General features: G+C 49.6%; 26 protein-coding genes and 1 other RNA gene. 18 read left to right on the top strand and 9 right to left on the bottom strand.

The genetic code is table 11. From position 1 onward, the window contains the following. Positions 1-61 precede the first annotated feature (61 nt). The 3 genes from ACTBZS_RS04225 (at position 62) to ACTBZS_RS04235 (ending at position 1,607) form a co-directional block, all read left to right on the top strand. A complete protein-coding gene (locus ACTBZS_RS04225; RefSeq protein WP_460429974.1) occupies positions 62-508 on the top strand; it encodes a c-type cytochrome in 447 nt (148 codons plus the stop codon). An 86-nt stretch (positions 509-594) separates the two neighbouring features. Then, positions 595-693: signal recognition particle sRNA small type (gene ffs, locus ACTBZS_RS04230), an RNA gene on the top strand. Positions 694-1,271: 578 nt separating this feature from the next. Then, positions 1,272-1,607, top strand: coding sequence for a helix-turn-helix domain-containing protein (locus tag ACTBZS_RS04235; RefSeq protein ID WP_022652827.1), 336 nt, complete (start codon positions 1,272-1,274; stop codon positions 1,605-1,607). 101 nt (positions 1,608-1,708) lie between these two features. Here ACTBZS_RS04235 and ACTBZS_RS04240 read toward each other — a convergent pair whose 3' ends face one another. After that, the gene (locus ACTBZS_RS04240; protein WP_022652826.1) at positions 1,709-1,846 is read right to left on the bottom strand and encodes a DUF3149 domain-containing protein; all 138 of its coding nucleotides are present in this window, start codon (positions 1,844-1,846) and stop codon (positions 1,709-1,711) included. Positions 1,847-2,007: 161 nt separating this feature from the next. Between ACTBZS_RS04240 and ACTBZS_RS04245 the strand changes: the two genes are divergently transcribed. Continuing rightward, positions 2,008-2,373, top strand: coding sequence for a DUF4870 family protein (locus tag ACTBZS_RS04245; RefSeq protein WP_460429976.1), 366 nt, complete (start codon positions 2,008-2,010; stop codon positions 2,371-2,373). 147 nt (positions 2,374-2,520) lie between these two features. Here the strand turns inward: ACTBZS_RS04245 and prpF are convergent, their stop codons facing one another. From prpF to prpB, 4 genes are all read right to left on the bottom strand, one after another. Further along, positions 2,521-3,708, bottom strand: coding sequence for a 2-methylaconitate cis-trans isomerase PrpF (gene prpF / locus ACTBZS_RS04250; RefSeq protein WP_022652824.1), 1,188 nt, complete (start codon positions 3,706-3,708; stop codon positions 2,521-2,523). Between the two features lie 117 nt (positions 3,709-3,825). Further along, positions 3,826-6,444 carry a Fe/S-dependent 2-methylisocitrate dehydratase AcnD gene (gene acnD / locus ACTBZS_RS04255; protein ID WP_460429977.1) on the bottom strand — a complete coding sequence of 873 codons (2,619 nt, stop codon included), beginning with the start codon at positions 6,442-6,444 and terminating at the stop codon, positions 3,826-3,828. Positions 6,445-6,506: 62 nt separating this feature from the next. Beyond that, on the bottom strand, positions 6,507-7,655 hold the full coding sequence (prpC, locus tag ACTBZS_RS04260; RefSeq protein WP_022652822.1) for a bifunctional 2-methylcitrate synthase/citrate synthase: 1,149 nt from the start codon (positions 7,653-7,655) through the stop codon (positions 6,507-6,509). A gap of 92 nt (positions 7,656-7,747) precedes the next feature. Further along, positions 7,748-8,629, bottom strand: a complete 882-nt coding sequence (gene prpB, locus ACTBZS_RS04265; protein WP_022652821.1) for a methylisocitrate lyase — start codon at positions 8,627-8,629, stop codon at positions 7,748-7,750. Between the two features lie 358 nt (positions 8,630-8,987). Here prpB and rpoE point away from each other — a divergent pair, with 358 nt between their 5' ends. The 14 genes from rpoE to nagZ all read left to right on the top strand — a co-directional run bounded on the left by rpoE (position 8,988) and on the right by nagZ (position 20,861). After that, positions 8,988-9,587 (top strand): RNA polymerase sigma factor RpoE, encoded by a 600-nt coding sequence (gene rpoE / locus ACTBZS_RS04270; RefSeq protein WP_460429978.1) that lies wholly within the window; start codon positions 8,988-8,990, stop codon positions 9,585-9,587. Further along, positions 9,587-10,237 (top strand): sigma-E factor negative regulatory protein, encoded by a 651-nt coding sequence (locus ACTBZS_RS04275; RefSeq protein ID WP_463043366.1) that lies wholly within the window; start codon positions 9,587-9,589, stop codon positions 10,235-10,237. The genes rpoE and ACTBZS_RS04275 overlap by 1 nt, the downstream gene beginning before the upstream one ends. Continuing rightward, a complete protein-coding gene (locus tag ACTBZS_RS04280; protein WP_460429980.1) occupies positions 10,237-11,181 on the top strand; it encodes a MucB/RseB C-terminal domain-containing protein in 945 nt (314 codons plus the stop codon). Before ACTBZS_RS04275 ends, ACTBZS_RS04280 begins: the two co-directional genes overlap by 1 nt. A 28-nt stretch (positions 11,182-11,209) precedes the next feature. Then, positions 11,210-11,692, top strand: coding sequence for a SoxR reducing system RseC family protein (locus ACTBZS_RS04285; RefSeq protein ID WP_463043367.1), 483 nt, complete (start codon positions 11,210-11,212; stop codon positions 11,690-11,692). Then, positions 11,659-13,104: a DegQ family serine endoprotease gene (locus ACTBZS_RS04290; protein ID WP_463043368.1), complete on the top strand. Its 1,446-nt coding sequence runs from the start codon at positions 11,659-11,661 to the stop codon at positions 13,102-13,104. The genes ACTBZS_RS04285 and ACTBZS_RS04290 overlap by 34 nt, the downstream gene beginning before the upstream one ends. After that, positions 13,105-13,356, top strand: coding sequence for a glutaredoxin family protein (locus ACTBZS_RS04295; RefSeq protein ID WP_460429983.1), 252 nt, complete (start codon positions 13,105-13,107; stop codon positions 13,354-13,356). 66 nt (positions 13,357-13,422) lie between these two features. After that, the gene (gene lepA / locus ACTBZS_RS04300) at positions 13,423-15,216 is read left to right on the top strand and encodes a translation elongation factor 4 (protein ID WP_460429984.1); all 1,794 of its coding nucleotides are present in this window, start codon (positions 13,423-13,425) and stop codon (positions 15,214-15,216) included. Between the two features lie 12 nt (positions 15,217-15,228). Next, entirely contained in the window at positions 15,229-16,191 is a 963-nt protein-coding gene (lepB, locus tag ACTBZS_RS04305; protein ID WP_463043369.1) for a signal peptidase I, read from the top strand. 2 nt (positions 16,192-16,193) lie between these two features. Continuing rightward, on the top strand, positions 16,194-16,904 hold the full coding sequence (gene rnc, locus ACTBZS_RS04310; protein ID WP_460429986.1) for a ribonuclease III: 711 nt from the start codon (positions 16,194-16,196) through the stop codon (positions 16,902-16,904). Continuing rightward, a complete protein-coding gene (gene era / locus ACTBZS_RS04315) occupies positions 16,901-17,848 on the top strand; it encodes a GTPase Era (RefSeq protein ID WP_460429987.1) in 948 nt (315 codons plus the stop codon). The genes rnc and era overlap by 4 nt, the downstream gene beginning before the upstream one ends. 9 nt (positions 17,849-17,857) lie before the next feature. Then, positions 17,858-18,625: a DNA repair protein RecO gene (gene recO, locus ACTBZS_RS04320; protein ID WP_463043370.1), complete on the top strand. Its 768-nt coding sequence runs from the start codon at positions 17,858-17,860 to the stop codon at positions 18,623-18,625. Positions 18,626-18,650: 25 nt separating this feature from the next. Continuing rightward, positions 18,651-19,385: a pyridoxine 5'-phosphate synthase gene (gene pdxJ, locus ACTBZS_RS04325; RefSeq protein ID WP_460429989.1), complete on the top strand. Its 735-nt coding sequence runs from the start codon at positions 18,651-18,653 to the stop codon at positions 19,383-19,385. Next, positions 19,382-19,765, top strand: coding sequence for a holo-ACP synthase (gene acpS / locus ACTBZS_RS04330; RefSeq protein WP_460429990.1), 384 nt, complete (start codon positions 19,382-19,384; stop codon positions 19,763-19,765). The genes pdxJ and acpS overlap by 4 nt, the downstream gene beginning before the upstream one ends. A gap of 4 nt (positions 19,766-19,769) precedes the next feature. Then, complete coding sequence (gene nagZ, locus ACTBZS_RS04335) at positions 19,770-20,861, top strand: beta-N-acetylhexosaminidase (RefSeq protein WP_463043371.1); 1,092 nt, start codon at positions 19,770-19,772, stop codon at positions 20,859-20,861. 29 nt (positions 20,862-20,890) lie between these two features. Here nagZ and ACTBZS_RS04340 read toward each other — a convergent pair whose 3' ends face one another. The 4 genes from ACTBZS_RS04340 to ACTBZS_RS04355 all read right to left on the bottom strand — a co-directional run bounded on the left by ACTBZS_RS04340 (position 20,891) and on the right by ACTBZS_RS04355 (position 24,492). After that, positions 20,891-21,481 (bottom strand): DUF4276 family protein, encoded by a 591-nt coding sequence (locus tag ACTBZS_RS04340; protein WP_463043372.1) that lies wholly within the window; start codon positions 21,479-21,481, stop codon positions 20,891-20,893. Further along, positions 21,475-22,590, bottom strand: a complete 1,116-nt coding sequence (locus tag ACTBZS_RS04345; RefSeq protein WP_463043373.1) for an AAA family ATPase — start codon at positions 22,588-22,590, stop codon at positions 21,475-21,477. Before ACTBZS_RS04345 ends, ACTBZS_RS04340 begins: the two co-directional genes overlap by 7 nt. 192 nt (positions 22,591-22,782) lie before the next feature. Beyond that, on the bottom strand, positions 22,783-24,081 hold the full coding sequence (locus tag ACTBZS_RS04350; protein WP_463043374.1) for a replication-associated recombination protein A: 1,299 nt from the start codon (positions 24,079-24,081) through the stop codon (positions 22,783-22,785). Between the two features lie 60 nt (positions 24,082-24,141). After that, entirely contained in the window at positions 24,142-24,492 is a 351-nt protein-coding gene (locus tag ACTBZS_RS04355; protein WP_463043375.1) for a RidA family protein, read from the bottom strand. Between the last annotated feature and the right edge of the window lie 10 nt (positions 24,493-24,502).

The following is a 24,502-nucleotide window of genomic DNA, read 5'->3' on the forward strand; positions in this document are numbered from 1 at the left end:
GATACTATGTCGGTTTGTGTTGTAAACAGTCATGGTCTTATGACAACAGGAGATGAAAAACATGCGTATCACAAAATTGTTGTTCGCTGCGGTGTTGGCTGGTACCGCTCTCGGTGCTCATGCTGCCCCCCAAGATCCAATCGAAGCGCGTAAAGCGGTCTTCAAAGAATACAAAAAAGTGTTCGGTGAGCAGATGGGTGAGGTGATTAAAGGGAAACAACCTTACGACAAAGCCGCTTTTGCTAAGTTGGCCAGCGATATGGATGCTTTGGCAAAAAAACCATGGGAGCATTTTCCTGCCGGTAGCGACAAGGGCAAAACCAACTCCCGCGCTGACATTTGGACCAAACCGGCCGAATTCAAAAAAGCCATCGATCAGCATCAAGCTGAAACTGCAAAATTGGTACAAGTGGCACAAACTGGTGATTTAGCCCAAATCAAACCACAGTTTGGTGCAGTACAAAAAACCTGTAAAAGCTGTCACGACCAGTTTAAGAAAGAAGACTAACCGGTTGTAAGCAGCATAAAAATTTCTTTTCTTTGACTCTTGTCAAACAAGACGGATAGGTATATAGTCCGCCGTCTTGTCTCTATGGCGGGTCTCCTCGCATTGCAATGTAGTGAACCTGGTCAGGTCCGGAAGGAAGCAGCCACAGCTATGATTTGCAAGTGCCGGGGTTAAGGCTCGCCACCTCCGCTTTATTCTGTTGTTGTATTTTTCTTCTCTTGAATTTTTCTGCTGTGAACTCATCTGTTATAACTGAAAAGATGTTGCATTTTGAACAATATGTAACATTCTCTTGTTTGTCATGGGCGCATTCTTTGCATAGAATGGCTAATGAATTGGTCATTTTTTAGCGATGGCCATCAGTAGAAACCGCAGTAAGAAAAGTTTTTTGCAAATTTTGCTGGTTTTTTTGAAGATATTGTTTATAAAATTCAGGGAGCGGTTGTTTCATTAGTCAAAACGAGAGGACAAATGATTCAACCACTGCAACTTTCAACATAGTTTTTATGTCGGAAAGGCTGTAGTGAATGTTCTTTGTTGGTAAGCGAGGAAGATGAAATTGCAAAATCAAGCTTGCTCCTACCGTAAACACTAGGCATGAAATCGGCGCCATCACGGATATCAACACCGAATAGTGATGGTGTGGTGGTTAACGTTAAAGATAGCACTCTGAACAGAAAGGAGAGGCGAGGACAGGGTCGTTTAGATGACGACGCGCTATCCCTACCCGTGCACATTAGCCGGGCTTGCTCGCACACAATCAATGAAATTGTTTGAAAAAATCCAAAACCCTCGTGAAATCCGTCGCAAACTGGGCTTGAACCAGCAAGAATTCTGGAGCCGCATCGGTGTGACGCAATCTGGTGGTTCTCGCTACGAATCTGGCCGCAACATGCCTAAGCCTGTGCGCGAATTGTTGCGCTTGGTGCACATCGAGCAAATCGATTTGTCCAAAGTGAAACGCGAAGACTTTGAAATCATTGAGTATCTCAAAGAAACGCATCCAGATCTGTACAAGAGCTTGCGTAAGGCAGTGAAAGCAAAGACCGAAGCGGCTCAAGCCGAGTCTGGCGACGCGCTGGGTTCGACCATCGGCTGATCTTGATCGGATTAGCTGCGGTAATGCCGCAACAAAAACCCCGCGATGTAAACAGCAAGTATCCCTTGCTTCACATCGCGGGGTTGTTTTTTGGGGCGTGGTTATTGTTTTGGCGGTTCTTCATTTGCTTTGCGAATAAAGACAATGGCACAGACCACCACCACAATCGTCGCCACGACGATTGTACCTAGACTCATCAACCCCACATCTGATGACAGCATTTCTTTGAGCAGAGCCATCGCTGTTCTCCTTGCTTAGTTAAAATAGATTGCGTCAATTTGACGCAGTTTGTCCTTCTCTATCTTGAGCCAAGTCAAAAAACATATCACATTTATATGAAATGTGATGCTGCCGTATATGATAGGTTGTTACTGAATATTTGGTTCCTTTGGAGACGTCTATGTACTACCCTAACCCGAATCAACCTGACCGACTGGCCGCTGCGGCTAAAGTGACGCTATTTGTCTATATTTTACAGGGGCTTGCCTTTTTCCTCGGCGGCTTGCCTGCGGTGGCGGGGATTATTATCAACTATCTCAAGCGTGATGCCGTGGCCGGTACATGGCTAGAATCGCACTTTCGTTGGCAAATTCGTACTTTTTGGTATGGATTGCTGTGGACTGGGCTGGGATTGCTGACATCGTGGCTAGGTGTCGGTTTTATTGTATTGGGGATAGTTTGGGTGTGGACGTTGTATCGGGTGATTCGTGGCTGGCTGAACTACAATGATCAACGCCCGATGTATGGTTTGTACTACCACCCTTAAATCGGTACGGCAAGAAAAACGCCGTTCGGTAAACACCGAACGGCGACAAGGACCGGTGCCTGGGATCGCCACACCGGTAGAACGACACACACTACCCACCAATGGATCGCGTCACGACCCATTGGCGCAAAACAAACCTTGTTTCAGTTAAAAGGTGTCTGCGGGGACTCGAACCCACCCTTCCATTAAAATTCGCGCACTGCGGCTCATAATAGCCTTGGTAACCGTCCAAGTACCATCAACCTGTTTGGCCTCTGCGCCGACACGCAACGTCCCAGACGGATGACCAAAACGCACTGCTTGCCGTTCTCCACCGCCGGCGGCGAGGTTGACTAAGGTGCCGGGGATAGCGGCAGCGGTACCAATCGCGACAGCAGCAGTGCCCATCATGGCATGATGCAGTTTGCCCATCGATAAAGCGCGTACCAATAAGTCAATTTCATTGGCTTGGATTGTTTTGCCGCTGGAAGCAACATAATCAGTGGGGGGGGCAACAAAAGCGATTTTGGGCGTATGTTGGCGTTTGAGGGCTTCTTCTGGTGTTTTAATTAAGCCCATCCGTAAAGCCCCCGCCACCCGAATCGCCTCAAAGCGTTTCAATGCTTCAGGATCGGTATTGATCTGTTCGCGTAATTCTGTGCCGGTGTAACCAATATCTGCCGCATTAACGAACACCGTAGGGATACCTGCTGTAATCATTGTGGCTTTGAAAGTCCCAACACCGGGCACTTCTAAATCATCAACCAGATTACCCGTTGGGAACATCGAGCCGCCTTCTTCGCCATCATCAGACGGATCCATGAACTCCAATACGATTTCTGCCGCAGGGAAGGTCACACCATCGAGTTCAAAATCACCGCTTTCTTGCACTTGTCCATTGACCACAGGGACATGGGCGATAATGGTTTTTTGGATATTCGCTTGCCAAATTCGGACGACAGCTGTGCCATTGTCTGGAATTCGTGCTGGATCAACGAGACCTGCATGGATGGCAAAGGCACCGGCGGCAGTAGAAAGATTGCCACAGTTACCCGACCAATCGACAAAGGCCTTATCGATGGAGACTTGACCATACAAATAGTCCACGTCATGGTCTGGTACGCTGGATTGAGAAAGAATCACGCACTTGCTGGTGCTCGAGGTGGCACCACCCATGCCGTCGATATGGGCACTATAGGGGTCGGGGCTACCGATCACCCGCATGAATAATTTATCACGTGCTTCACCGGGGACTTGGCAACTGGCTGGCAAATCTTGTAAGCGGAAAAACACACCTTTGCTGGTGCCACCACGCATATATGTGGCGGGGATTTTCATTTGAGGTAGGTGAGCCATGACAATCAATCCTCATCAAGCGCGGCAGCACAGCACGCGATTGGGGTCATTCAAAAAAAGTCCGGCAGCCCACTCCATGTGTAAAACATAGAGTGGGACAGCAGAGCAATCGGACAATTAAGCTGAAGCAGAAGACGCTAAGAAGTCTTGTGCAAAGCGTTGTAACACCCCGCCTGCTTCATAAATCGACACTTCTTCTGCGGTGTCGAGACGACAGGTAACAGCGACTTCGACCGTTTCACCATTTTTACGATGGATCACCAAGGTCAAGTCGGCGCGTGGTTTGCGCTCACCAATCACATCATAGGTTTCTGTGCCGTCAATGTTCAGGGTTTTGCGATTCACACCGGGCTTAAACTCAAGTGGCAGCACACCCATACCGACCAAGTTGGTGCGGTGGATACGCTCAAAGCCTTCTGCCACAATTGCTTCTACCCCTGCCAAACGTACCCCTTTGGCGGCCCAGTCACGCGAAGAGCCTTGGCCATAGTCAGCACCGGCCACGATAATCAGCGGCTGCTTGCGGTCCATATAGGTTTCGATGGCTTCCCACATACGCATCACTTTGCCATCCGGCTCAACGCGAGCCAACGAACCCTTTTTCACTTCGCCATCGACAACAGCCATTTCATTCACCAACTGTGGGTTGGCAAAGGTGGCGCGCATCGCGGTCAAGTGATCGCCACGGTGGGTGGCGTACGAGTTGAAGTCTTCTTCTGGCAAGCCCATTTTCGCCAGATATTCACCGGCGGCTGAACTGGCCAAAATCGCGTTGGACGGCGACAGGTGGTCGGTGGTGATGTTGTCTGGCAATACCGCCAGTGGGCGCATCCCTTTGAGTGTGCGTGGGTTGGCAGCCAGCGCACCGACCCCTTCGGTATCCCAGTAGGGTGGGCGGCGAATGTAAGTAGACATCGGGCGCCAGTCATACAGAGGGCTCTTGGCCTCTTCCACTGTACCGAGGTCGAACATCGGAATGTAAATCTGTTTGAATTGCTCTGGTTTTACCGAGGCAGCAACGATGGCGTCGATTTCTTCATCAGAAGGCCAAATGTCTTTCAGGCGAATCTCTTTGCCATCGACCACGGTGAGGACATCATTTTCAATATCAAAGCGTACCGTACCCGCGATGGCATAGGCGACCACCAATGGAGGCGATGCTAAGAAAGCTTGTTTGGCATAGGGATGAATCCGGCCATCAAAGTTACGATTACCAGACAACACTGCTGTAGCGTACAAATCGCGATCAATGATTTCTTGTTGGATTTTTGGATCGAGCGCACCAGACATGCCGTTACAGGTGGTACAAGCGAAAGCCACAATACCAAAACCGAGTTTTTCCAGCTCAGGTAATAAACCAGATTCTTGCAGGTATAACTCAGCGACTTTAGAACCGGGGGCAAACGAGGATTTCACCCAAGGTTTACGCACCAAGCCCAATTCATTGGCTTTTTTCGCCAGCAGACCAGCGGCAACGACGTTGCGTGGGTTGGAGGTATTGGTACAGCTGGTGATAGCGGCAATAATCACTGCGCCATCGGGCATCAAACCTTGTGCTTCTTCTGCTTTGGCCTTATCAAGATCCACCGCAATACCGCGTTCGGCCAAGGCACTGGTCGGCAAGCGGCGGTGTGGGTTGGATGGGCCAGCCATATTACGCACGACGCTAGACAGATCAAACTCAAGCACGCGCTCGTATTCTGCTTTCACCAAGCTATCTGCCCACAGACCGGTGACTTTGGCGTAGTTTTCTACCAAAGCGACTTGTTCGGACTCGCGGCCAGTCAATTTCAGATAATCGATGGTTTGTTCATCGATGTAGAACATGGCAGCGGTTGCACCATATTCTGGACACATATTGGAGATGGTGGCGCGGTCACCGATTGACAGGCTGGCAGCGCCATCACCGAAGAATTCAACATACGCACCGACCACCCGTTCCTTGCGCAGGAATTCGGTCAATGCCAAAACAATATCTGTGGCGGTAATGCCGGGTTGACGTTTGCCAGTCAATTTCACACCGACGATATCTGGCAAGCGCATCATCGAAGCGCGGCCCAACATCACGGTTTCTGCTTCCAAACCACCTACACCAATCGCAATCACGCCCAAGGCATCAACATGCGGGGTGTGGCTATCAGTACCGACACAGGTATCTGGGAACGCAATGCCGTCACGCACTTGAATCACCGGCGACATTTTTTCCAAGTTGATTTGGTGCATGATGCCGTTACCAGCAGGAATCACATCCACATTCTTAAACGCGGTACGCGTCCAATCAATAAAGTGGAAACGGTCTTCGTTGCGGCGTTCTTCGATGGCGCGGTTTTTGGCAAAAGCGTCTGGATCATCACCACCACATTCAACAGCCAGCGAATGGTCAACGATCAACTGGGTCGGGACCACTGGGTTGACTTTAGCTGGGTCACCGCCTTGTTCTGCAATCGCATCACGCAAACCTGCCAAATCCACCAGCGCAGTTTGACCTAAGATGTCATGACACACCACCCGTGCGGGATACCAAGGAAAGTCCAGATCGCGTTTGCGCTCGATGAGTTGCTTGAGAGAGTCGGTTAGGGTAGCGGGATCGCAACGACGCACTAAGTTTTCTGCCAACACACGCGAGGTATAAGGCAGGGTATCGTATGCGCCAGGTTGAATGGCCTCGACTGCGGCGCGCGCGTCGAAATAATCCAGGGAAGTACCGGGCAGAGGTTTGCGGTTTGCTGTGTTCATGATGTCGATGCAAAAAGAGAAGTCATAACTCGGCAAGGGGGCCGTAGCCCCCCCATGCTTGATTACCGCTGAGCGATAGGCACGAATTCCAGATTTTCTGGGCCGGTGTAATTGGCGCTTGGGCGAATGATCTTGCCATCAATGCGCTGCTCGATCACGTGTGCTGCCCAGCCAGTGGTACGAGCAATCACGAACAATGGGGTGAACATGGCGGTTGGTACACCCATCATGTGGTAAGACACGGCGCTGAACCAATCGAGGTTCGGGAACATTTTCTTGATGTCCCACATCACGCTTTCCAAACGCTCAGCGATGTCATACATCTTCATGTCGCCAGCGGCTTCGGACAACTCTTGTGCCACTTGTTTGATCACTTTGTTACGTGGATCGGAGATGGTGTAAACCGGATGACCAAAACCAATCACCACTTCTTTACGCTCGACACGTGCTTTGATGTCGGCTTCGGCTTCGTCTGGGGTTTCGTAGCGTTTTTGCACTTCGAATGCCACTTCGTTGGCACCGCCGTGTTTTGGACCACGCAAAGCACCGATGGCACCCGTGATGGCGCTGTACATATCCGACCCTGTGCCGGCAATCACACGGCCAGTGAAGGTCGAAGCGTTAAATTCGTGTTCTGCGTACAGAATCAACGAAGTGTGCATGGCTTTTACCCACAGTTCGGAAGGTTTTTCGCCATGTAACAGATGCAAGAAATGACCACCGACAGAATCATCATCGGTTTCTACATCAATGCGTTTGCCGTTGGTGCTGAAGTGGTACCAGTACAACAAAGCCGAACCCAAGGATGCAATCAGACGGTCGGCGATATCGCGCGCGCCGGGGCTGTTGTGGTCATCTTTTTCTGGCAAGGCACAACCCAACACCGACACTGCGGTACGCATCACGTCCATTGGATGGCTGGCGGCTGGCAAGGCTTCCAATGCGGTTTTCACTGCCACTGGCAAGCCACGCAAGGCTTTCAATTTTTTCTTGTAACCGACCAATTCGGCGGTGTTTGGCAATTTGCCATGAATCAGCAGATAAGCGATTTCTTCGAATTCGCAGGTGGTCGCGATATCGAGAATGTCGTAACCACGGTAGTGCAAGTCATTACCGGTACGGCCAACGGTACACAAAGCGGTGTTACCAGCGGCTACGCCAGACAAGGCAACAGATTTTTTAACTTTAGGGGCTTGTGCTGCTTCGGTCATGGGTGAGTCTCCTGAGTAGGCAGTGACATTAAGTGAGGCAACTGCGTGGTAAAGCGTTGTGTCAGTGTGCACAACGCCCTTATTAAATTCGGTTATTTATTTTTACCTTCGGCAAACAGCGCATCGAGCTTCTGTTCGTAGTCGTGGTAGCCCAAGTGATCGTACAATTCCATGCGGGTTTGCATTAAATCAACCACGTGTTTTTGTGTACCGTGTTCACGCAGGCTGCCATAGACCGCCAATGCGGCTTTGCTCATGGCGCGGAATGCGGACAGGGGATACAACACCAAGCTAACGCCGTTTTCGCCCAATTCTTGTGTGGTATACAGTGGTGTGGAGCCAAATTCGGTGATGTTGGCCAATACAGGCACGCCAACTGCTTCAGCAAATTGCTTATACATGGCCAAATCGGTGATGGCTTCTGGGAAGATCATGTCAGCACCGGCTTCCACGCAAGCGCGGGCACGGTCGATAGCCGACTGTAAACCTTCAACTGCCAGCGCATCGGTACGCGCCATAATGACAAAGCTGTCATCGCGGCGAGCGTCGGTTGCGGCTTTCACCCGATCAACCATTTCTTCTTGGCTAACAATCGCCTTGTTTGGGCGGTGACCACAGCGTTTTTGTTGCACTTGGTCTTCAATATGCACGGCACCGGCACCGGCTTTTTCCAAAGCGCGGACAGCGCGCGCGATATTGAAGGCGCCACCCCAACCCGTATCGATGTCCACCAACAACGGCAGTTCGGTGACTTCAGTAATCCGGCGAACATCAATCAACACATCTTCTAATGTGGTGATGCCCAAGTCTGGAATCCCGCAAGAGCAAGCCGCCACACCGCCACCGGACAGATATAAGGCTTTGAAACCCGAATGTTCAGCAAGACGGGCGGCATAGGCATTCACCGCCCCAACAACTTGGAGTGGGTGTTCTTCTTGAACGGCTTGACGGAAGCGCTGGCCGGCTGTGGTCATAGTAACTCTCCTGAAGGAAACTGGGGTTGTGCTGCGGGGTTACCGAGCAATTGCTTGGTATTCTAGCAAGTGCTTGGTTTAGGCGTAAATAGAAGATGCAATATCTTCATCAAACTGCAACAAGGGAATGATTGGCAATCTAAAGCAGAAGATTGTTTTGTTGGGAACTTTTGCCACCATCGTTGTTCTTACCTGACAACTTATGCGTGTATCAAATGTAGCACAGTGCACTGAAATGTAAGCAGTGTGTCGCAGCTGTTCACCGTACCCACTGCATGTTCGCGGTAACTTGGCCAAGTGACGTTATCTCAATCCAATCTTGATTGGGACGACCTGCGTAACGAAAGAATAATGAATCATGACTGAACGAGAAGTCGATGAAGATTTGGTGCGCCGAGCACAACGAGGTGAGCCTCGTGCGTTTGATCTGTTGGTTTTGAAATATCAACGGCGCCTCATGCGGTTAATCAGTCGCTATCTGCGCGACCCTGCCGAAGTCGAGGATGCGGCGCAAGAAGCTTTTGTCAAAGCGTATCGGGCTTTGCCGAACTTCCGTGGTGATAGTGCTTTTTACACATGGCTGTATCGAATTGGCATCAATACTGCCAAAAATTACATCAGTGCTGGCAGTCGTCGAATTGTGGTAAACGGCGATACACTAGATGACGAAGGCGAGTGGCAAGATTCCTTTGCTCACGGTAGTGATTTGGCGACGCCTGAGGCGGAATTGTCCAATAAGCAGATTGTCGCCACTGTTCACGCTGCCACAGAAGCCTTGCCAGAAGAGTTGCGTACTGCTATTACGCTGCGCGAATTGGAAGGGCTGAGTTATGAAGAAATTGCACGGGTGATGGATTGTCCGATTGGTACGGTACGTTCGCGTATTTTCCGTGCTCGCGAAGCGATTGCCGCGCGTTTGCGCCCGATTCTGGAAACATCTGAAGATAGAAGGTGGTAATGATGTCAAAACATGATGAGGATAAGCTGGCCGAGCTGTCGGCGTGGTTAGATGGTGAGGTTGACGACCCTGCCGAATCTGCCCGTTTAGCTCGATTGGCCGCAAGCGACGCGCTATTAAACGAGCGTTGGCAGACCTATCACCTTATCGGTGACGCCTTGCGGGGCGATGCGGGGGTGGTGGGCCGTTCGGTGGCTGATCGAGTACGCGAAGCCCTACAACATGAACCGGTGATTCTAGCACCACGGGCTTTTGAACAAAAAGCAGCGCCACAAAATGCGATCACCGCTGACCCAACGGCTGATGCTGTTGAACCTGCACCTTCGGTGATTCCTATCCAAGAACAACCGCCAGCAAAACCACGCATGATGCCCTCGGCTTGGTGGTTTACTGCCACGGCAGCATCGGTGTTTGCTTTGAGTTGGTGGTTTGCACCACAGTGGGAATCGGCGGTGTCGGCGACTCCTGTTGCTGCTGTCAGTGTGAAAGCAGAATCAACAGTCTCGGCGCGGGCGCCGATGGTGGCCGACCAAACGGCAGTGGCATGGCGTGATGTGGGTGTCAATAACCCTTATCTTTATGCACATCAAGAAGGGGTGTTTGCGCCCGTGATGGCACAACGAGTGGCCCTGTCTGGAGAAAATCGTTGATGCGCTGGCGCCACGGGCTGGCCATCGGCTTGTTATGTCAGGCAAGCTGGGTAATGGCAAATAACGAGGCGGGCGTCGCATTATTGGAGAAAGCTACACTCGCCGCTCAGCAAACCAGCTATCAAGGTAGCTATGTATTACATGCCGATGCACAGCTGACTGCATTACAGATTATTCACCATTGGAGTCCTGATGGTGTATTAGAAAAACGCAGTTCTCTCGAAGGCGAAACATGGGAAGCATGGCGTGACGGTCATCTGATTCGTTTATTTGCTCCGCACCATGCCGGCAAAATGGCGGCGCACACGGCACTCGCTCGTCCCTACCCCAATATCTTTACTGGTGAGCCAAAACATATTCTTAACCACTATCGCTTACAGCGATTACATCTTGATCGTGCCGCTGGACAAAATTGCCTGTGGTGGGCATTGGTGCCGATTGAGCCGAATCGGTTTGTCCGCCATGTCTGTTTTCAACCGGATAGCGGTATGGTGATGAAAACCCAAGTGTTAGATGTTGATGGCAAGGTATTAGAGAGACTGATGTTTACGGCGTTCTCTCGCCAAGTCCCGCCGCCCAACACTTGGCCAAAACCCGCATTTCCTGAACAACGGCGCTTTGTCGAGCCACCAACCACGAACAATAATGTTGCCACCACCGACATCTTGACCTTACCTGCCGGTTTCTATCTATTGAAAGATCGCAGCCGCACTTTCCCCGACGGTCGGCAAGCCGTGCGGCATTTGACTTTTAGCGATGGTTTAGCGCGTTTTTCCGTGTTTATTGAGCCGGTACAGCCACAAATGCGACCTGTTAAGATGGAAGGTCAAGGCGCCACACGGCTTTACATTCGTCAGCGTGATGGAATGCGAGTGACGGTGGTAGGTGATTTGCCGGATAATGCTTTGCGTGATATTGCTGAATCCGTTTCAGCAAAACGTTAATCCGCCGATTTTTTAGCCCACGACCCTTATGATTGAAACAGAAGCGTATGTCATCTCTGTAGCAGATGGCATGGCATGGGTAGAAACCCGTCCTCATCAAGCTTGCCCAAATTGCGACCCTGTTCATGGGTGTCGTTCACTTTCGATAGCTCGTGTCTTTGCGCTTAAACCACAACAATATCAAGTCCTCGATCCTCTGCACTCTCAACCAGGGGATCAAGTGGTGGTTGCTGTCGCTGAACAAGCACTGACCCGCAGTGCGCTACTGGGTTATGTCGTGCCGTTATTGGCCCTATTTTTTGGTGCCATGTTGGGGGCGCTGATGAGTGAGTTGGTTTCAGTGGTAGCCGCAGTGGTTGCCTTTTTGGGTTCACTCTTGATGATTCGACAATACGCAGCCAAATACCGTGGCAATGCTGTGTTTCAGCCTGTGATTTTACGTCGCTTACCGCAACAGCGGCGTTGTGTGGAGAAGCCATGTCAGCTCAAAAAAAATTCAGCCAACTCTTAATTGCCAGTAGTCTTGCTGCTCTGTTGGCCGTGGCGATGCCGGTAACGGCGGCACCACTGGTGAATAATCTGCCCGATTTCTCACAATTAGTTGAAAAAGAAGGCCGTGCAGTGGTCAATATTTCGACTAAGCAAACGGTACGACAACGGCAAAATGCCTCGCCATTTCCCGATGAATTGTTAAACGATCCGTTATTCGAATTCTTCCGCCGTTTTGGTCAACCACAAACTGCACCGCAGCGTGAGTTTCAAGCCAGTTCTCTGGGGTCTGGCTTTATTATTTCACCAGATGGTTATGTGTTAACCAACGCCCATGTGGTAGCAAAAGCAGATGAAATCACCGTGATTTTCACTGACAAGCGTGAATATCGTGCCAAATTGATTGGCGCCGATGCGCGGACGGATGTGGCATTGCTCAAAATCGAGGCCAATAATTTGCCGTCGGTTTCTTTGGGTAATCCTGCGCAACTGAAAGTCGGTGAGTGGGTGGTGGCGATTGGCTCTCCCTTTGGTTTTGAAAGTTCGGTCACAGCGGGGATTGTCTCGGCTAAAGGGCGTCGGTTGCCAGATGAATCCTATGTGCCTTTTATTCAAACTGATGTTGCCGTTAATCCGGGTAACTCTGGTGGTCCGTTGTTCAATATGAATGGCCAAGTTGTTGGGATTAACTCGCAAATTTACAGCCGCTCTGGTGGTTTTATGGGGATTAGCTTTGCTATCCCGATTGATGTGGCGATGCAAATTGCTGATCAACTGAAAAACAAAGGCCGTGTGGTGCGTGGCCGGATTGGTGTCACCATTCAAGAGCTGTCGCGTGATTTAGCGGCCTCTTTTGGCCTGACCTCTGCCAATGGTGCCTTGGTCAATGCGGTAGAGCCGGGGGGGCCGGCTGAGCGTGCAGGGTTACGCACTGGCGATATTATTTTGAAGGTCAATGGGCAGGCGATTGAAAACTCTGCTGATTTACCGCGTCAAGTGGGTAATAGCCAACCCGGTAAGCCTATTCAATTAGAAATTTGGCGTAATCGTGGCCTGCGACTGGTCTCTGTGACACCGGATGAGATCCGCGAAGCAGAGGGCCGTCTGGCACAACGCGAACCGAAGCGGAACCCTGAACCTGCCGGTCAAGTGGCTGCTCCGCGTTTAGGTTTACAGCTAATTGAATTACCAGCGGCACAACTGGCACGCTTTCAGGTGAAATTTGGCTTGTTGGTGCAGCGAATCGGTGCAGGGGCTCAGCGTGCTGGGGTGCAAACGGGCGATGTGATTATTGGGGTTGGTAACGAGATGCTGAGCAATAGCGAACAATTCCGCCAAGCTGTCAATGAGGCCAAACCCGGTGGTGCACTGGCGCTGCGTATTCTGCGTGGTGGCGGCACCTTGTTTGTTGCTATTCCTGTTGGGGCAGAATAAATGACACCACCCATTACCCTGACCCTCTACTTTCGCGAGTATTGTAGTTTGTGTCATACCATGCTGGCGCAGTTAAAACAGTTGCAACAAACCTATCCATTTTTACTGGATATTCGAGATGTCGATGCCGACCCCGAACTAGAAGCCCGCTTTGACGAAAAGGTGCCAGTTTTAATGTACGAGGAAGAAGAACTCTGTCATTGGCATCTCGACCTGACACGGGTTAATGCTTTCCTAAAGGAAATCCGCTAGAATCGCGCGCTGTTAAGCGTCTTTAGAGGGCACCGCGTGTGCCCTTCATCTTTTTTGCCGAATGCCATGAACCTAATCCGTAATTTTTCGATTATTGCCCATATTGATCACGGTAAATCCACACTGGCTGATCGTTTTATTCAATACTGCGGCGGCTTATCTGAGCGTGAAATGAACAGCCAAGTGCTTGATTCGATGGATATCGAAAAAGAGCGTGGCATTACCATTAAAGCTCAGACCGCTGCCCTGCAATATCGCGCCCGTGATGGTCAAACCTATGCCCTGAATCTGATTGATACCCCCGGACACGTTGACTTTTCTTACGAGGTCAGCCGCTCATTGTCGGCTTGTGAAGGGGCGCTCTTGGTTGTCGATGCCTCACAAGGGGTAGAAGCCCAAACCGTTGCCAACTGCTATACCGCCATCGAATTGGGCGTAGAAGTGGTGCCGGTGTTAAACAAAATTGACTTACCTGCCGCTGAACCTGAGCGCGTTTCGCAAGAAATTGAAGACATTATCGGGATTGAAGCCACCGATGCTGTGCGTGCCTCGGCAAAATCGGGTATTGGTATCGAAGACATTCTAGAAGAGATTGTTAAAAAAATTCCGCCACCACAGGGAAAAGCCGATGCCCCACTGAAAGCCCTGATTATCGACTCATGGTTTGATAACTATGTTGGTGTGGTGATGTTGGTACGGGTGGTGGATGGCAGTCTCAAACCCAAAGACAAAATCAAGTTCATGGCCACCGGCGCAGAACATTTATGTGAGCAAGTCGGGGTCTTTACACCCAAATCGATGCCTCGTCCGGCATTACATGCAGGTGAAGTCGGTTTTGTGATCGCCGGTATTAAAGAGCTGAAATCGGCAAAAGTGGGCGATACCATCACCTTGGCTTCTCAGCCTGCTACCGAACCCTTACCGGGTTTTAAAGAAGTGCAATCTCAGGTGTTTGCCGGTTTATATCCGGTGGAAAGCCATGACTATGAGGCCCTCCGCGATGCCTTAGAAAAATTGCAGCTCAACGATGCTTCGTTGAAATTCGAGCCAGAAGTCTCGCAAGCCTTGGGCTTTGGTTTCCGCTGTGGCTTCTTGGGGCTGTTGCACTTAGAAATTGTGCAAGAGCGTCTTGAGCGTGAATTTGATATGGACCTCATTACCACGGCGCCAACGGTGGTCTATGAAGTGTTGCTGAAAGACGGTGAGTTAATCGAGGTGGAAAACCCCTCGCGCCTACCCGACCCCGGCAAAATCGAAGAAATCCGCGAACCGATCATTACCTCGACCATTTTGGTACCACAAGATTATGTCGGCGCAGTGATGACCTTGTGTAATCAAAAACGCGGCGTGCAGCGCAATATGCAATACATGGGGCGGCAAGTGATGCTGACCTATGACATGCCAATGAATGAAGTGGTGATGGACTTCTTTGATAAATTGAAATCAACCAGCCGTGGCTATGCTTCGTTGGATTATGAATTCAAAGAATTCCAAACGGCAGACTTGGTGAAATTGGATATTTTGGTCAATAGCGAACGGGTCGATGCTTTGTCTTTAATCGTACACCGTGCTTCTAGCCAATATCGAGGCCGAGAGTTGGCTGCCAAGATGCGTGAACTGATTCCACGCCAGATGTTTGATATTGCAGTACAAGCCGCCATCGGTAGCCACATTATTGCCCGTGAAACCATTAAAGCCCTGCGTAAAAACGTGTTAGCGAAGTGCTACGGTGGTGATATTACGCGTAAGAAAAAACTGCTTGAGAAACAAAAAGCAGGTAAGAAACGGATGAAGCAAGTGGGTAATGTGGAAATTCCACAAGCCGCTTTCTTGGCCATTTTGCAAGTCAGCGATAAATAAGGATTGCACGAGATGAATTGGTTATGGGTATTTGCCATTCTGACCGTATTAGGCCCCATCCTGATTGCGGTCTCAGGAAAACGGCAGCCAACCGATAAAGATCAGCCGATTGGCGTGCAAACAGGTTATTTGTGTTTGGTGCTCGGTGGCTTTGGTTTGTTGTCCCAATGGATGAGCTTTACTGCTGTGATGTTGGTGTTTGTGCTGGTGACGGGGGTGGTGACAGGGCTGAATCGCTTTGTGCTAGCCAAACGCCGTTCACCCGAACAGCTACAACCTCATTTTGTTGAATATGCCCGTAGCTTTTTCCCTGTGATTTTGGTGGTGTTTTTGCTGCGTGCATTTTTGGTTGAGCCGTTCCAAATTCCTTCTAGCTCGATGCGCCCCGGCTTAGTGGTCGGTGATTTTATTCTGGTGAATAAATTTACCTACGGTATTCGCGTGCCGGTGTTAAACAATGTGTTAATCGACGTGAACAAGGTAAAGCGTGGTGATGTGGTCGTATTTGGTTTCCCACCTAATCCACAAGTCAACTTTATTAAACGCGTCGTGGGTTTGCCCGGTGATGTGGTGGAATACCGTGATAAAACCTTGATTATCAACGGCGAACGGGTCAAAGATGTGACGGACGGTACCTACGATTATTTAGAACAAGGTTTGGCGATGGTGCATTCACGGCAATATCGCGAAACGTTGGATGGTCGTTCTTATCAAGTCTTAAAAGTGGAAGGGATGCCGCCGGTGTTTATGCCTCAAGTGGCGGAGTTTCCTTTCCGTGAAAATTGTCGTTACAACGAAGAAGGTTTTAGCTGCAAAGTGCCTGCTGGACATTATTTCACCATCGGTGATAACCGCGATAACAGTCATGATGGCCGTTATTGGGGGTTTGTCCCAGATCAGTTATTAGTCGGTGAGGCTTTCTTTATTTGGATGAATTTTAGCGAACCCTCTCGCATTGGGACGCGGATACATTGAGCATGGCGTCTTCTTCTCTACCGCTGTTGATGCAGCGTCTGAATTATGTCTTTCAACAACCTGAATGGCTGTTACAGGCGCTGACCCATCGCAGCTTTGGTGTACCTAATAATGAGCGCCTCGAATTTATCGGCGACAGTATTTTGAATTACAGCATTGCGCGGATGCTGTTTGACCGTTTTCCTGATCAATCCGAAGGCAGTTTGTCGCGTTTGCGTGCCAATTTGGTCAATCAGGATACCTTGGCACAAGTGGCATTAGACATCGGTATCAGTGGTGTCTTGCGTTTGGGTGAAGGCGAAATGAAAAGCGGTGGTGCACAACGGCCATCGATTTTGGCGGATGCCCTAGAAGCGATTTTTGCGGCGGTCTGTTTAGATGCCGATTTTGCACAAGCAGAGCATGTGGTGCGCCATCTGTTTGTTGAACAGGTCAATGCTTTAAACCCAGAAGGCCACGTCAAAGATGCCAAAACTCGGCTGCAAGAATGGCTGCAAAGCCGCCGTTTGGCATTGCCGAACTATCGTATTATCGAGCAGTCGGGCGAAGCCCATGCACAACATTTCCGCGTCAGTTGTGAATTACCTGTCCTGACCGTGGTAGCCGAAGGCAGCGGTTCTAGCCGCCGGCGTGCAGAGCAACAAGCGGCTGAAGCAGTGCTTGCCATTTTGGCCCAGCCATCACCCAGCAAAAAACGGAAAGTGAAACCATGAACGATGCCCCCGACACCTTGCCCGAGCTCCCTGAGACGGTGCAACCGTATTTTGCTGTGCCCGAAGGTTTTCGTTGTGGTTTTGTCGCCATTGTGGGTCGGCCAAACGTGGGTAAATCGACCTTGATGAACCATCTGATTGGGCAAAAAATCTCGATCACCTCAGAAAAAGCACAAACCACACGCCATCGCGTGACGGGTATCGAAACTCGTCCTTTGGTGCAATACATCTTTGTGGATACCCCGGGATTTCAGACCAAACACCGCAATGCGCTTAACGATGCGTTGAATAAAAGCGTGCGTGATACCTTGGCGGATGTCGATTGTGTGTTGTTTGTGTTGGAAGCGGGGCGATTGTCGGATGCCGACCGCGAAGTGATTGCTTTGCTACCTAAAAACCGCCCAGTGATTTTGGTGGTGAATAAAGCGGATCGTTTGAAAGACAAAGCGCGGATGGCAGCGTTTTTATTATCCGCCAGCCAAGCGTTTGAATTTGCTGAAATCATCAGCGTATCGGCAAAACATGGCCATCGGTTAGATGCCCTACTCAGTATCATCAGCCCTTATTTGCCAGAAGGCCCACCGTTATACCCAGAGGACATGGTCACCGACAAAAACTCCCGCTTTTTAGCCGCGGAAATTGTCCGTGAAAAACTGTTTCGCTATCTCGGTGAAGAATTGCCGTATGCGATGAATGTCGAAGTAGATCGCTTTGAAACCGAAGAAGACGGCCGCTTCCATATCTACGCCACTGTTTTTGTCGATAAACCCGGACAAAAGGCGATTGTGATTGGGAAAAGTGGCGAGCGAATGAAAAAAATTGCGTCTGAAGCGCGGGCCGATATGGAAAAACTGTTTGCGACCCGTGTATTCCTTGAAGTGTGGGTCAAGGTTAAAGGCGGGTGGGCAGATGATGTTCGTTTCTTGAAGCAATTTGATTTATAAGCACCGGCCATGAAAGTCGAGGCACAACCGGCTTTTGTGCTGCACAGCCAGCCTTACAAAGAAACCAGCCTGTTGTTGGAATGTTTAAGCCGTGATTATGGTCGGGTGGCTTTAGTGGCCCGTGGCGCTCGGCGGCCTCGGGCAGAAATTCGCGGGCAGGTTTTACCGTTTGTGCCGTTGGTGGTCGATTGGTTTGGTAAAAGCGAACTGCGGACTTTGGCACAAGTAGAATGGCTCGGAGGGGTGCCACAGTTAAGCGGGTTGCCCTTGCTGTCTGGCTTTTATCTCAACGAGTTGTTGTTGCGATTGCTGGCGCGTGATGACCCACATGAAGCGGTGTTCACTGCCTATCAACAAGCCATTATTGGGCTGGCCTGTGGTGAAATCGGCGCGGTGTCGTGGGTGTTGCGGCGTTTTGAATTGGCGTTGTTAACTGGTTTGGGCTATGCCCCTAACCTCACCCACCAAGCTGGTGGTGTGATACCGATTGCGCCTGAACAACAATATTGTTTTATTGCCGGTCATGGGGCGGAACCGCTGCCGTTGGTGTTGCCGGTGGATCTCCCTGAAACGGGTTATCAATGTTTGGTTTCGGGTACCACGTTATTGGCGTTAGCGCACGATCAATTACAACAGCGTTGGGTATTGCAAGAAGCCAAGGTTTTACTGCGTACTTTGCTTGATGCCGTATTGGGGACAGTGCCCTTAACTTCCCGACGGGTGTTACATGCGGTACATGAGCCGCGTACGCGCGTGTGGCCGGTGATGCCGGCTTAATGTTTCTTTTTAAGAAGGGTTTGCCATGATTTTGCTTGGTGTGAATATCGATCATGTTGCTACTTTGCGACAGGCACGTGGCACACGTTATCCCAGTCCACTTGAGGCTGCTTTGGTGGCGGAATCGTCTGGTGCTGACTTAATCACGCTGCATTTGCGCGAAGATCGCCGCCATATTCAAGATCAAGATGTGAAATTGATGCGTGGGGCGATTAAAACGCGCATGAATTTAGAGATGGCACTGACGCCAGAGATGTTGGAACATGCGCTGGCCATCCGGCCGCAAGATGTCTGTTTGGTGCCAGAGAAGCGTGAAGAAATCACCACTGAAGGTGGGTTGGATGTGTTGGCACAATTTGATTTGATTCAAGACTATGTCAGCACTTTGCGTAAGGCCGGCATTCGTGTTTCGCTGTTTATCGATCCTGATGAAGAAGCCATTCGTGCTTCAGCAGAATCGGGGGCAACGGTGGTTGAATTGCACACTGGCCGTTACGCTGATGCCGAAGGGCATGATTTACCGCAACAAGAATTGAAGCGGATTCGCGTGGCTGCCCGTCGTGCAGCTGATTTGGGCTTGGTGGTGAATGCAGGTCATGGTTTGAATTATCACAATGTCGCACCGATTGCAGAAATTGCAGACATTGCAGAATTAAACATTGGTCACGCCATTGTTGCTCAAGCGTTATTCACTGGTTTTGCTCAGGCCGTACGCGATATGAAAACGTTGATGGTTGAGGCACGGCGGGGCGCGAAGTGATTTACGGTGTTGGTACTGATCTCACCGATCACCAACGCATTGCCGCCGTTTGGCAACGACACGGTGAACGGTTTGCCCGCCGCTTGCTGAGTGCGGTTGAGTTTGCTGAGTTTCTTTCACATCCACAGCCGGTGGCTTTTTTAGCCAAGCGTTGGGCGGCAAAAGAGGCGATTGGTAAGGCGACAGGGTTGGGGGTACGTGCGCCTTTTTTGTTGCCGGCCATGTCGATTCAACGCGATCACCTTGGCAAGCCTGTTGTGGTGTTTGCCCCTGCAGCGGCGCAGTGGTTGGCTGAACGTCAGATTCAGCGTTGTCATCTTTCTCTCTCTGATGAAAAACAGCTGTCGCTAGCTTTTGTTGTCTTAGAAACGGACGAATAAACCGATGCCAATTTTATCTTTGCCACGCGGCCCTTTAATGTTGGATATTCAGGGCACCGAGCTACAAGCCCATGAACGCGAATTACTGTGTCACCCACAAGTCGGCGGGGTGATTTTGTTCCGGCGTAATTTTGTCTCGCCAGCACAAATTCGTGATCTGGTGGCAGAGATTCATGCGGTGCGATCTCCTGCTTTATTGGTGGCAGTCGATCATGAAGGTGGGCGGGTGCAACGCTTTTTATCCGGTTTTACGCATTTGCCGCCGATGCGGGTATTGGGGCAGTTATGGCAACAAACCCCTGAACAGGCGCTGGTTTTGGCAGAGCAATGTGGCGAAGTGTTAGCGACTGAATTGCGTGCAGTGGGCGTCGATTTGAGTTTTACGCCAGTCCTAGATTTAGACTGGGGCCGTTCTGGGGTGATTGGTGACCGTTCTTTTGCTTTGCAGGCAAGCACGGTAACGGTGTTAGCTCAGGCGTTGATACGTGGCTTGGCCCGTGGCGGCATGGCGGCGTGTGGCAAACATTTCCCGGGGCATGGCTGGGTAGAAGCAGACTCTCATCATGCAATTCCAGTGGATGAGCGTGATTTTGCCACGATTGCAGCGGCGGATTTACAGCCTTTTTCTGCTTTGGCTCAACAGGGTTTGGCTGCGGTGATGCCGGCCCATGTGGTATATCCGGCGGTTGATGATCAACCTGCTGGTTTTTCTGCTTTCTGGTTGCAACACATTCTGCGGCAACAATTGCGTTTTGAAGGTGTGATTTTCAGCGATGATTTGTGCATGGAAGGGGCTGCAGGCGCCGGTGGCGTGGTGGAACGGGCTGCGTTAGCTTTGCAAGCCGGTTGTGACATGGTGTTGGTGTGTAACCGTCCTGATTTGGCACAGACGCTTTTGAACGTATGGGGTGAACAGCGTGCGATTCCGTCTTCTTTAGCGCCGCGTTTGGCTGCGATGGCGGGGCAGTTGTCTATCGAAGCGGCACAGCAACGGTTAACCGAAGCAGACTTTATTGCGATGCAAACCACCGTCGCCGCCCTCGCCATTCCACCAGAGCAATTACGTTCTGGTGTGAAAGTCGGGGAGGCGCATTAGCGCCATTCAAGTTTTGTAGTCTGAGTTGATTATCTGTGAGTTGATTTTTCAAAATGACTGATCAACTCCGCTGCACTCGGGCAAGCTTCATGTTTTGCAGCATTTTCAATAGCGAAATGCCAATATTTAGTGATTCTCTTTGCAAAAGATATTTTTTGTCCAGGGCCACGCTTACCCTTTTCAGCTGCAATTTCTTTTAATCTATCCCATGGCTTGCCCACTGTTTTCTCTGGCTCTGATTCATAAAAATCTTGGGTGCCTAGCCAAGTATTCATCGCATCGGTATCTGCTAAATACCATGCTTCAAGTGCTTTGACAGCGATGAAAGCAAAGGTAATTTTGGTATGCCTCACCCTTTGTCTAACCGTCTCGATGTGCAATTCATCTTCTAAATCAGTCAAAACATAAATAGCATCTACTTGTTTTTGTTCAAGTCGGCTAGTAAATTCCTCAATATTTTGTGGTAGTAAATTACCCCCGCCTTCGGCATCGATAACTGGTGTTACCAGCTCACAACCATGTTTGTTCAAGAATGCCCTAAACTGTGGCGACTCAATAATAATTTTTTCACTACCCCCTTCAACAATAAAGCCTATTTTTTTACGTTCATTTGTTACCATGGTAAACCCCCATCAAATAGGTTTGTTAACCATGCTGTATCTAATGCAATTTTTTTCTTATCAATACCAGAGGTTTTAGCACTTTGAATTTGTGTTTTTCCGTCTTTTTTACTCACAAAATAAAGTTCCTCTACCTCCGAACTTCTCACAACTGATTCGCTATGAGTGGTGATAAACACAGGGTGCTGGGTAGAGGCATTTTCACGCATGAGTTGAACGAGTTCTGCGATAGCCTTCGGATGAATGCCACGCTCAGGTTCTTCAATGATGGTAATTCCATATTCCCGTGCGCGGCTTAGAATGGCAGTTAATATACATAAAGCGTAAATTGTACCATCTGATATTAGTGAAGCTGGAAATCGTGCCTTGGTGCCTTCTTCTTTAAATGTTATTACGGTTGAAGCATCCAGTCTTTGCTTCTCTGTTTTCACGTTTTCCATACCCGGAACGATGAGTTCGATCCACTCTAATACCTGTTCGCGAAAATCATCGTCTTTTTCAAGCACAGATAACATCGTTGCGATGTTTTTGCCGTTTGGATCAAGGGCTGTGGCATCGGCCGCAGCATTATCAGGTTCTTTTGCTGCAAACGGGTCAATACGGAAAACACAAATATTAGTCAGAAAGCGATAAAGTGCAGTATCGCTTAATAACATCATCGCTGACATTTCCTTAGGATAGCTTGTTAATTTTTGTAACCCCTCACGATCACCTAATTGGACTTGAGGTTCACTGGAGTTTTTACGATCAATCAATATGCTACCATTGACTTTTAAACTTTCTTGGATTTCTGGTAAGTTTTCTAGCGATCGGATCGTTAAGTCATAATGATAGTGCACACTGTTTATATCTATTTCTAGTGTGAATGACATCGTTGTCCGTTGCTCTTTGCGAAACTTGAAACAGTGAATTTGGTTAAACCCACCAAACTCACGAACCGCTTGAACAACCCCTCGTTTTATAACTGCACCAAGGAATGCAAGCGCATCAACTAAGTTGCTTTTTCCTGAGCCATTTGCACCTGCTAACACCAGAAAGGGTGAACTATTATCAAGCTTAATATGTGCAATACTTTTAAAACCTTTGATCTCTAGCTTATGTATATTCATTGTTATTCCTTGTAAAGATACTATGAGTAAAGCACTATTTTTCCATGATTTACCTTTAACCGATTAAAAAATATCGTTAGGTAAATAAATTGGCATTTTTTATGGTGGTTAATAAAACATTTTTCTCAAATTTATTCGAGGGTAGTACCGAAGCTGACCATATCGATAGACTCAAACCTAATCGGCTTGCGACTATCCTTCTTCATCCCACTTCCGCAAAACAGCGAGTTTTTCCGCAATTTTAATTTCCAGCCCCCTTGGTACAGGCTGATACCAATTCGGTGCGGCCATCCCGTCAGGGAAATAATTTTCCCCTGCAGCATACGCATTGGGTTCATCATGTGCATAGCGGTACTCATGGCCATAACCCAGTTCTTTCATCAATTTCGTTGGCGCATTGCGTAGATGAACGGGGACTTCTCGGCTTTTATCCTGCTTTACAAAAGCCTTGGCCTGATTGTAAGCCACATACCCCGCATTACTCTTTGCGGCGACAGCTAAATAAATCACTGCCTGCGCTAATGCCAACTCTCCCTCAGGACTGCCTAAACGCTCAAAAGTGGTGGCGGCATCGTTGGCAATTTGCATCGCTCTTGGATCGGCCAGCCCAATATCCTCCCACGCCATCCGAATAATCCGCCGCGACAAATACTTAGCATCGGCCCCACCATCTAACATTCGAGTTAACCAATATAAGGCGGCATCGGGATTAGAGCCGCGTACTGACTTGTGTAAAGCTGAAATTTGGTCGTAGAAAAACTCGCCCCCTTTATCAAATCGGCGGGGGGTGAGGGCTAAGGCGTGGTGGATAAACTCCGCATCAATATTGCGAATCCCTGCTGCTTGTGCTGCTGTGGTGCATTGTTCAACCAAATTGAGCAATTTCCTGCCATCACCATCGGCATACGCAACCAGCGTAGTGCGTGCTACTTCATCCAAAATCAAATCCGGCATAGCTATGTGTTGGGCACGGGCTAACAGCTGTTGTAATTCATCGTCAGTTAACGATTGCAAAACATAGACTTGTGCCCGCGACAGCAAAGCCGAGTTCACTTCAAATGAGGGGTTTTCGGTGGTGGCGCCGAGTAGAGTGATTAAGCCACTCTCGGTATAAGGCAACAGGGCATCTTGTTGCGACTTATTAAAACGGTGAATTTCATCAACGAATAAAATGGTTTTTTTATTCTGTTGCCGATAGTGTTCGGCTTGTTCCATTGCTGCACGAATCTCTTTGACACCCGAAAACACCGCCGAGAGTGCAATAAACTCTGCCTCAAAAGCATGGGCAGTCAGTCTGGCCAAGGTAGTTTTACCCACCCCGGGCGGCCCCCAAAAAATCATCGAGTGCAGTTTTCGTGCTTGAAAAGCCAACCGTAACGGTTTACCTGCACCAAGCAAATGCGATTGCCCAATGACCTCGTCCAGATGTCGTGGGCGCATTCGCTCGGCTAACGGTAGCGTGGTTGAGGAAGGGGTTTCGAATAAATCCATTTTCACATCGCAAAAAAAGACCCGCTGTGCTGACACAGCGGGCCTGATACCACAAAAAAATCACAAGGCAGCGACGATTTTAATTTCGACTTTCCATGCTGGATTGGCTAATTTCGCCTCGACGGTGGCGCGTGCTGGGCTGTGACCAGCCGGTACCCACGCATCCCATGCCCGATTCATCGCATCATAATCAGCCAAATCAGCTAAAAAAATAGTTGCATCGAGAATACGGGTTTTATCGGTGCCCAGTTGCGCTAACACATTATCGATTAACGATAAGACTTCTGCCGTCTGCCCCTCGGCGTCGCGGCTGGTGTCTTCTGGTACTTGGCCTGCTAAGAAGGCCATCCCATTGAATACCACGGCCTCGGATAAGCGTGCACCGGGTAATAAACGTTGAATAGACGACATCCCTTTTCTC

The organism is Aquaspirillum sp. (assembly GCF_055136605.1).

What these genes read in the sequence shown, in the direction of transcription:
- ACTBZS_RS04245 (WP_460429976.1), top strand. Translation starts at nt 2,008, where the DNA reads ATGTACTACCCTAACCCGAATCAACCTGACCGACTGGCCGCTGCGGCT.
- ACTBZS_RS04275 (WP_463043366.1), top strand. Translation starts at nt 9,587, where the DNA reads ATGATGTCAAAACATGATGAGGATAAGCTGGCCGAGCTGTCGGCGTGG.
- ACTBZS_RS04295 (WP_460429983.1), top strand. Translation starts at nt 13,105, where the DNA reads ATGACACCACCCATTACCCTGACCCTCTACTTTCGCGAGTATTGTAGT.
- ACTBZS_RS04290 (WP_463043368.1), top strand. Translation starts at nt 11,659, where the DNA reads ATGTCAGCTCAAAAAAAATTCAGCCAACTCTTAATTGCCAGTAGTCTT.
- ACTBZS_RS04285 (WP_463043367.1), top strand. Translation starts at nt 11,210, where the DNA reads ATGATTGAAACAGAAGCGTATGTCATCTCTGTAGCAGATGGCATGGCA.
- ACTBZS_RS04350 (WP_463043374.1), bottom strand. Translation starts at nt 24,081, where the DNA reads ATGGATTTATTCGAAACCCCTTCCTCAACCACGCTACCGTTAGCCGAG.
- pdxJ (WP_460429989.1), top strand. Translation starts at nt 18,651, where the DNA reads ATGATTTTGCTTGGTGTGAATATCGATCATGTTGCTACTTTGCGACAG.
- nagZ (WP_463043371.1), top strand. Translation starts at nt 19,770, where the DNA reads ATGCCAATTTTATCTTTGCCACGCGGCCCTTTAATGTTGGATATTCAG.
- acnD (WP_460429977.1), bottom strand. Translation starts at nt 6,444, where the DNA reads ATGAACACAGCAAACCGCAAACCTCTGCCCGGTACTTCCCTGGATTAT.
- ACTBZS_RS04280 (WP_460429980.1), top strand. Translation starts at nt 10,237, where the DNA reads ATGCGCTGGCGCCACGGGCTGGCCATCGGCTTGTTATGTCAGGCAAGC.
- ACTBZS_RS04340 (WP_463043372.1), bottom strand. Translation starts at nt 21,481, where the DNA reads ATGGTAACAAATGAACGTAAAAAAATAGGCTTTATTGTTGAAGGGGGT.
- prpB (WP_022652821.1), bottom strand. Translation starts at nt 8,629, where the DNA reads ATGACCACAGCCGGCCAGCGCTTCCGTCAAGCCGTTCAAGAAGAACAC.
- ACTBZS_RS04235 (WP_022652827.1), top strand. Translation starts at nt 1,272, where the DNA reads ATGAAATTGTTTGAAAAAATCCAAAACCCTCGTGAAATCCGTCGCAAA.
- prpF (WP_022652824.1), bottom strand. Translation starts at nt 3,708, where the DNA reads ATGGCTCACCTACCTCAAATGAAAATCCCCGCCACATATATGCGTGGT.
- rpoE (WP_460429978.1), top strand. Translation starts at nt 8,988, where the DNA reads ATGACTGAACGAGAAGTCGATGAAGATTTGGTGCGCCGAGCACAACGA.
- era (WP_460429987.1), top strand. Translation starts at nt 16,901, where the DNA reads ATGAACGATGCCCCCGACACCTTGCCCGAGCTCCCTGAGACGGTGCAA.
- ACTBZS_RS04240 (WP_022652826.1), bottom strand. Translation starts at nt 1,846, where the DNA reads ATGGCTCTGCTCAAAGAAATGCTGTCATCAGATGTGGGGTTGATGAGT.
- ACTBZS_RS04345 (WP_463043373.1), bottom strand. Translation starts at nt 22,590, where the DNA reads ATGAATATACATAAGCTAGAGATCAAAGGTTTTAAAAGTATTGCACAT.
- ACTBZS_RS04225 (WP_460429974.1), top strand. Translation starts at nt 62, where the DNA reads ATGCGTATCACAAAATTGTTGTTCGCTGCGGTGTTGGCTGGTACCGCT.
- lepB (WP_463043369.1), top strand. Translation starts at nt 15,229, where the DNA reads ATGAATTGGTTATGGGTATTTGCCATTCTGACCGTATTAGGCCCCATC.
- prpC (WP_022652822.1), bottom strand. Translation starts at nt 7,655, where the DNA reads ATGACCGAAGCAGCACAAGCCCCTAAAGTTAAAAAATCTGTTGCCTTG.
- ACTBZS_RS04355 (WP_463043375.1), bottom strand. Translation starts at nt 24,492, where the DNA reads ATGTCGTCTATTCAACGTTTATTACCCGGTGCACGCTTATCCGAGGCC.
- recO (WP_463043370.1), top strand. Translation starts at nt 17,858, where the DNA reads ATGAAAGTCGAGGCACAACCGGCTTTTGTGCTGCACAGCCAGCCTTAC.
- lepA (WP_460429984.1), top strand. Translation starts at nt 13,423, where the DNA reads ATGAACCTAATCCGTAATTTTTCGATTATTGCCCATATTGATCACGGT.
- rnc (WP_460429986.1), top strand. Translation starts at nt 16,194, where the DNA reads ATGGCGTCTTCTTCTCTACCGCTGTTGATGCAGCGTCTGAATTATGTC.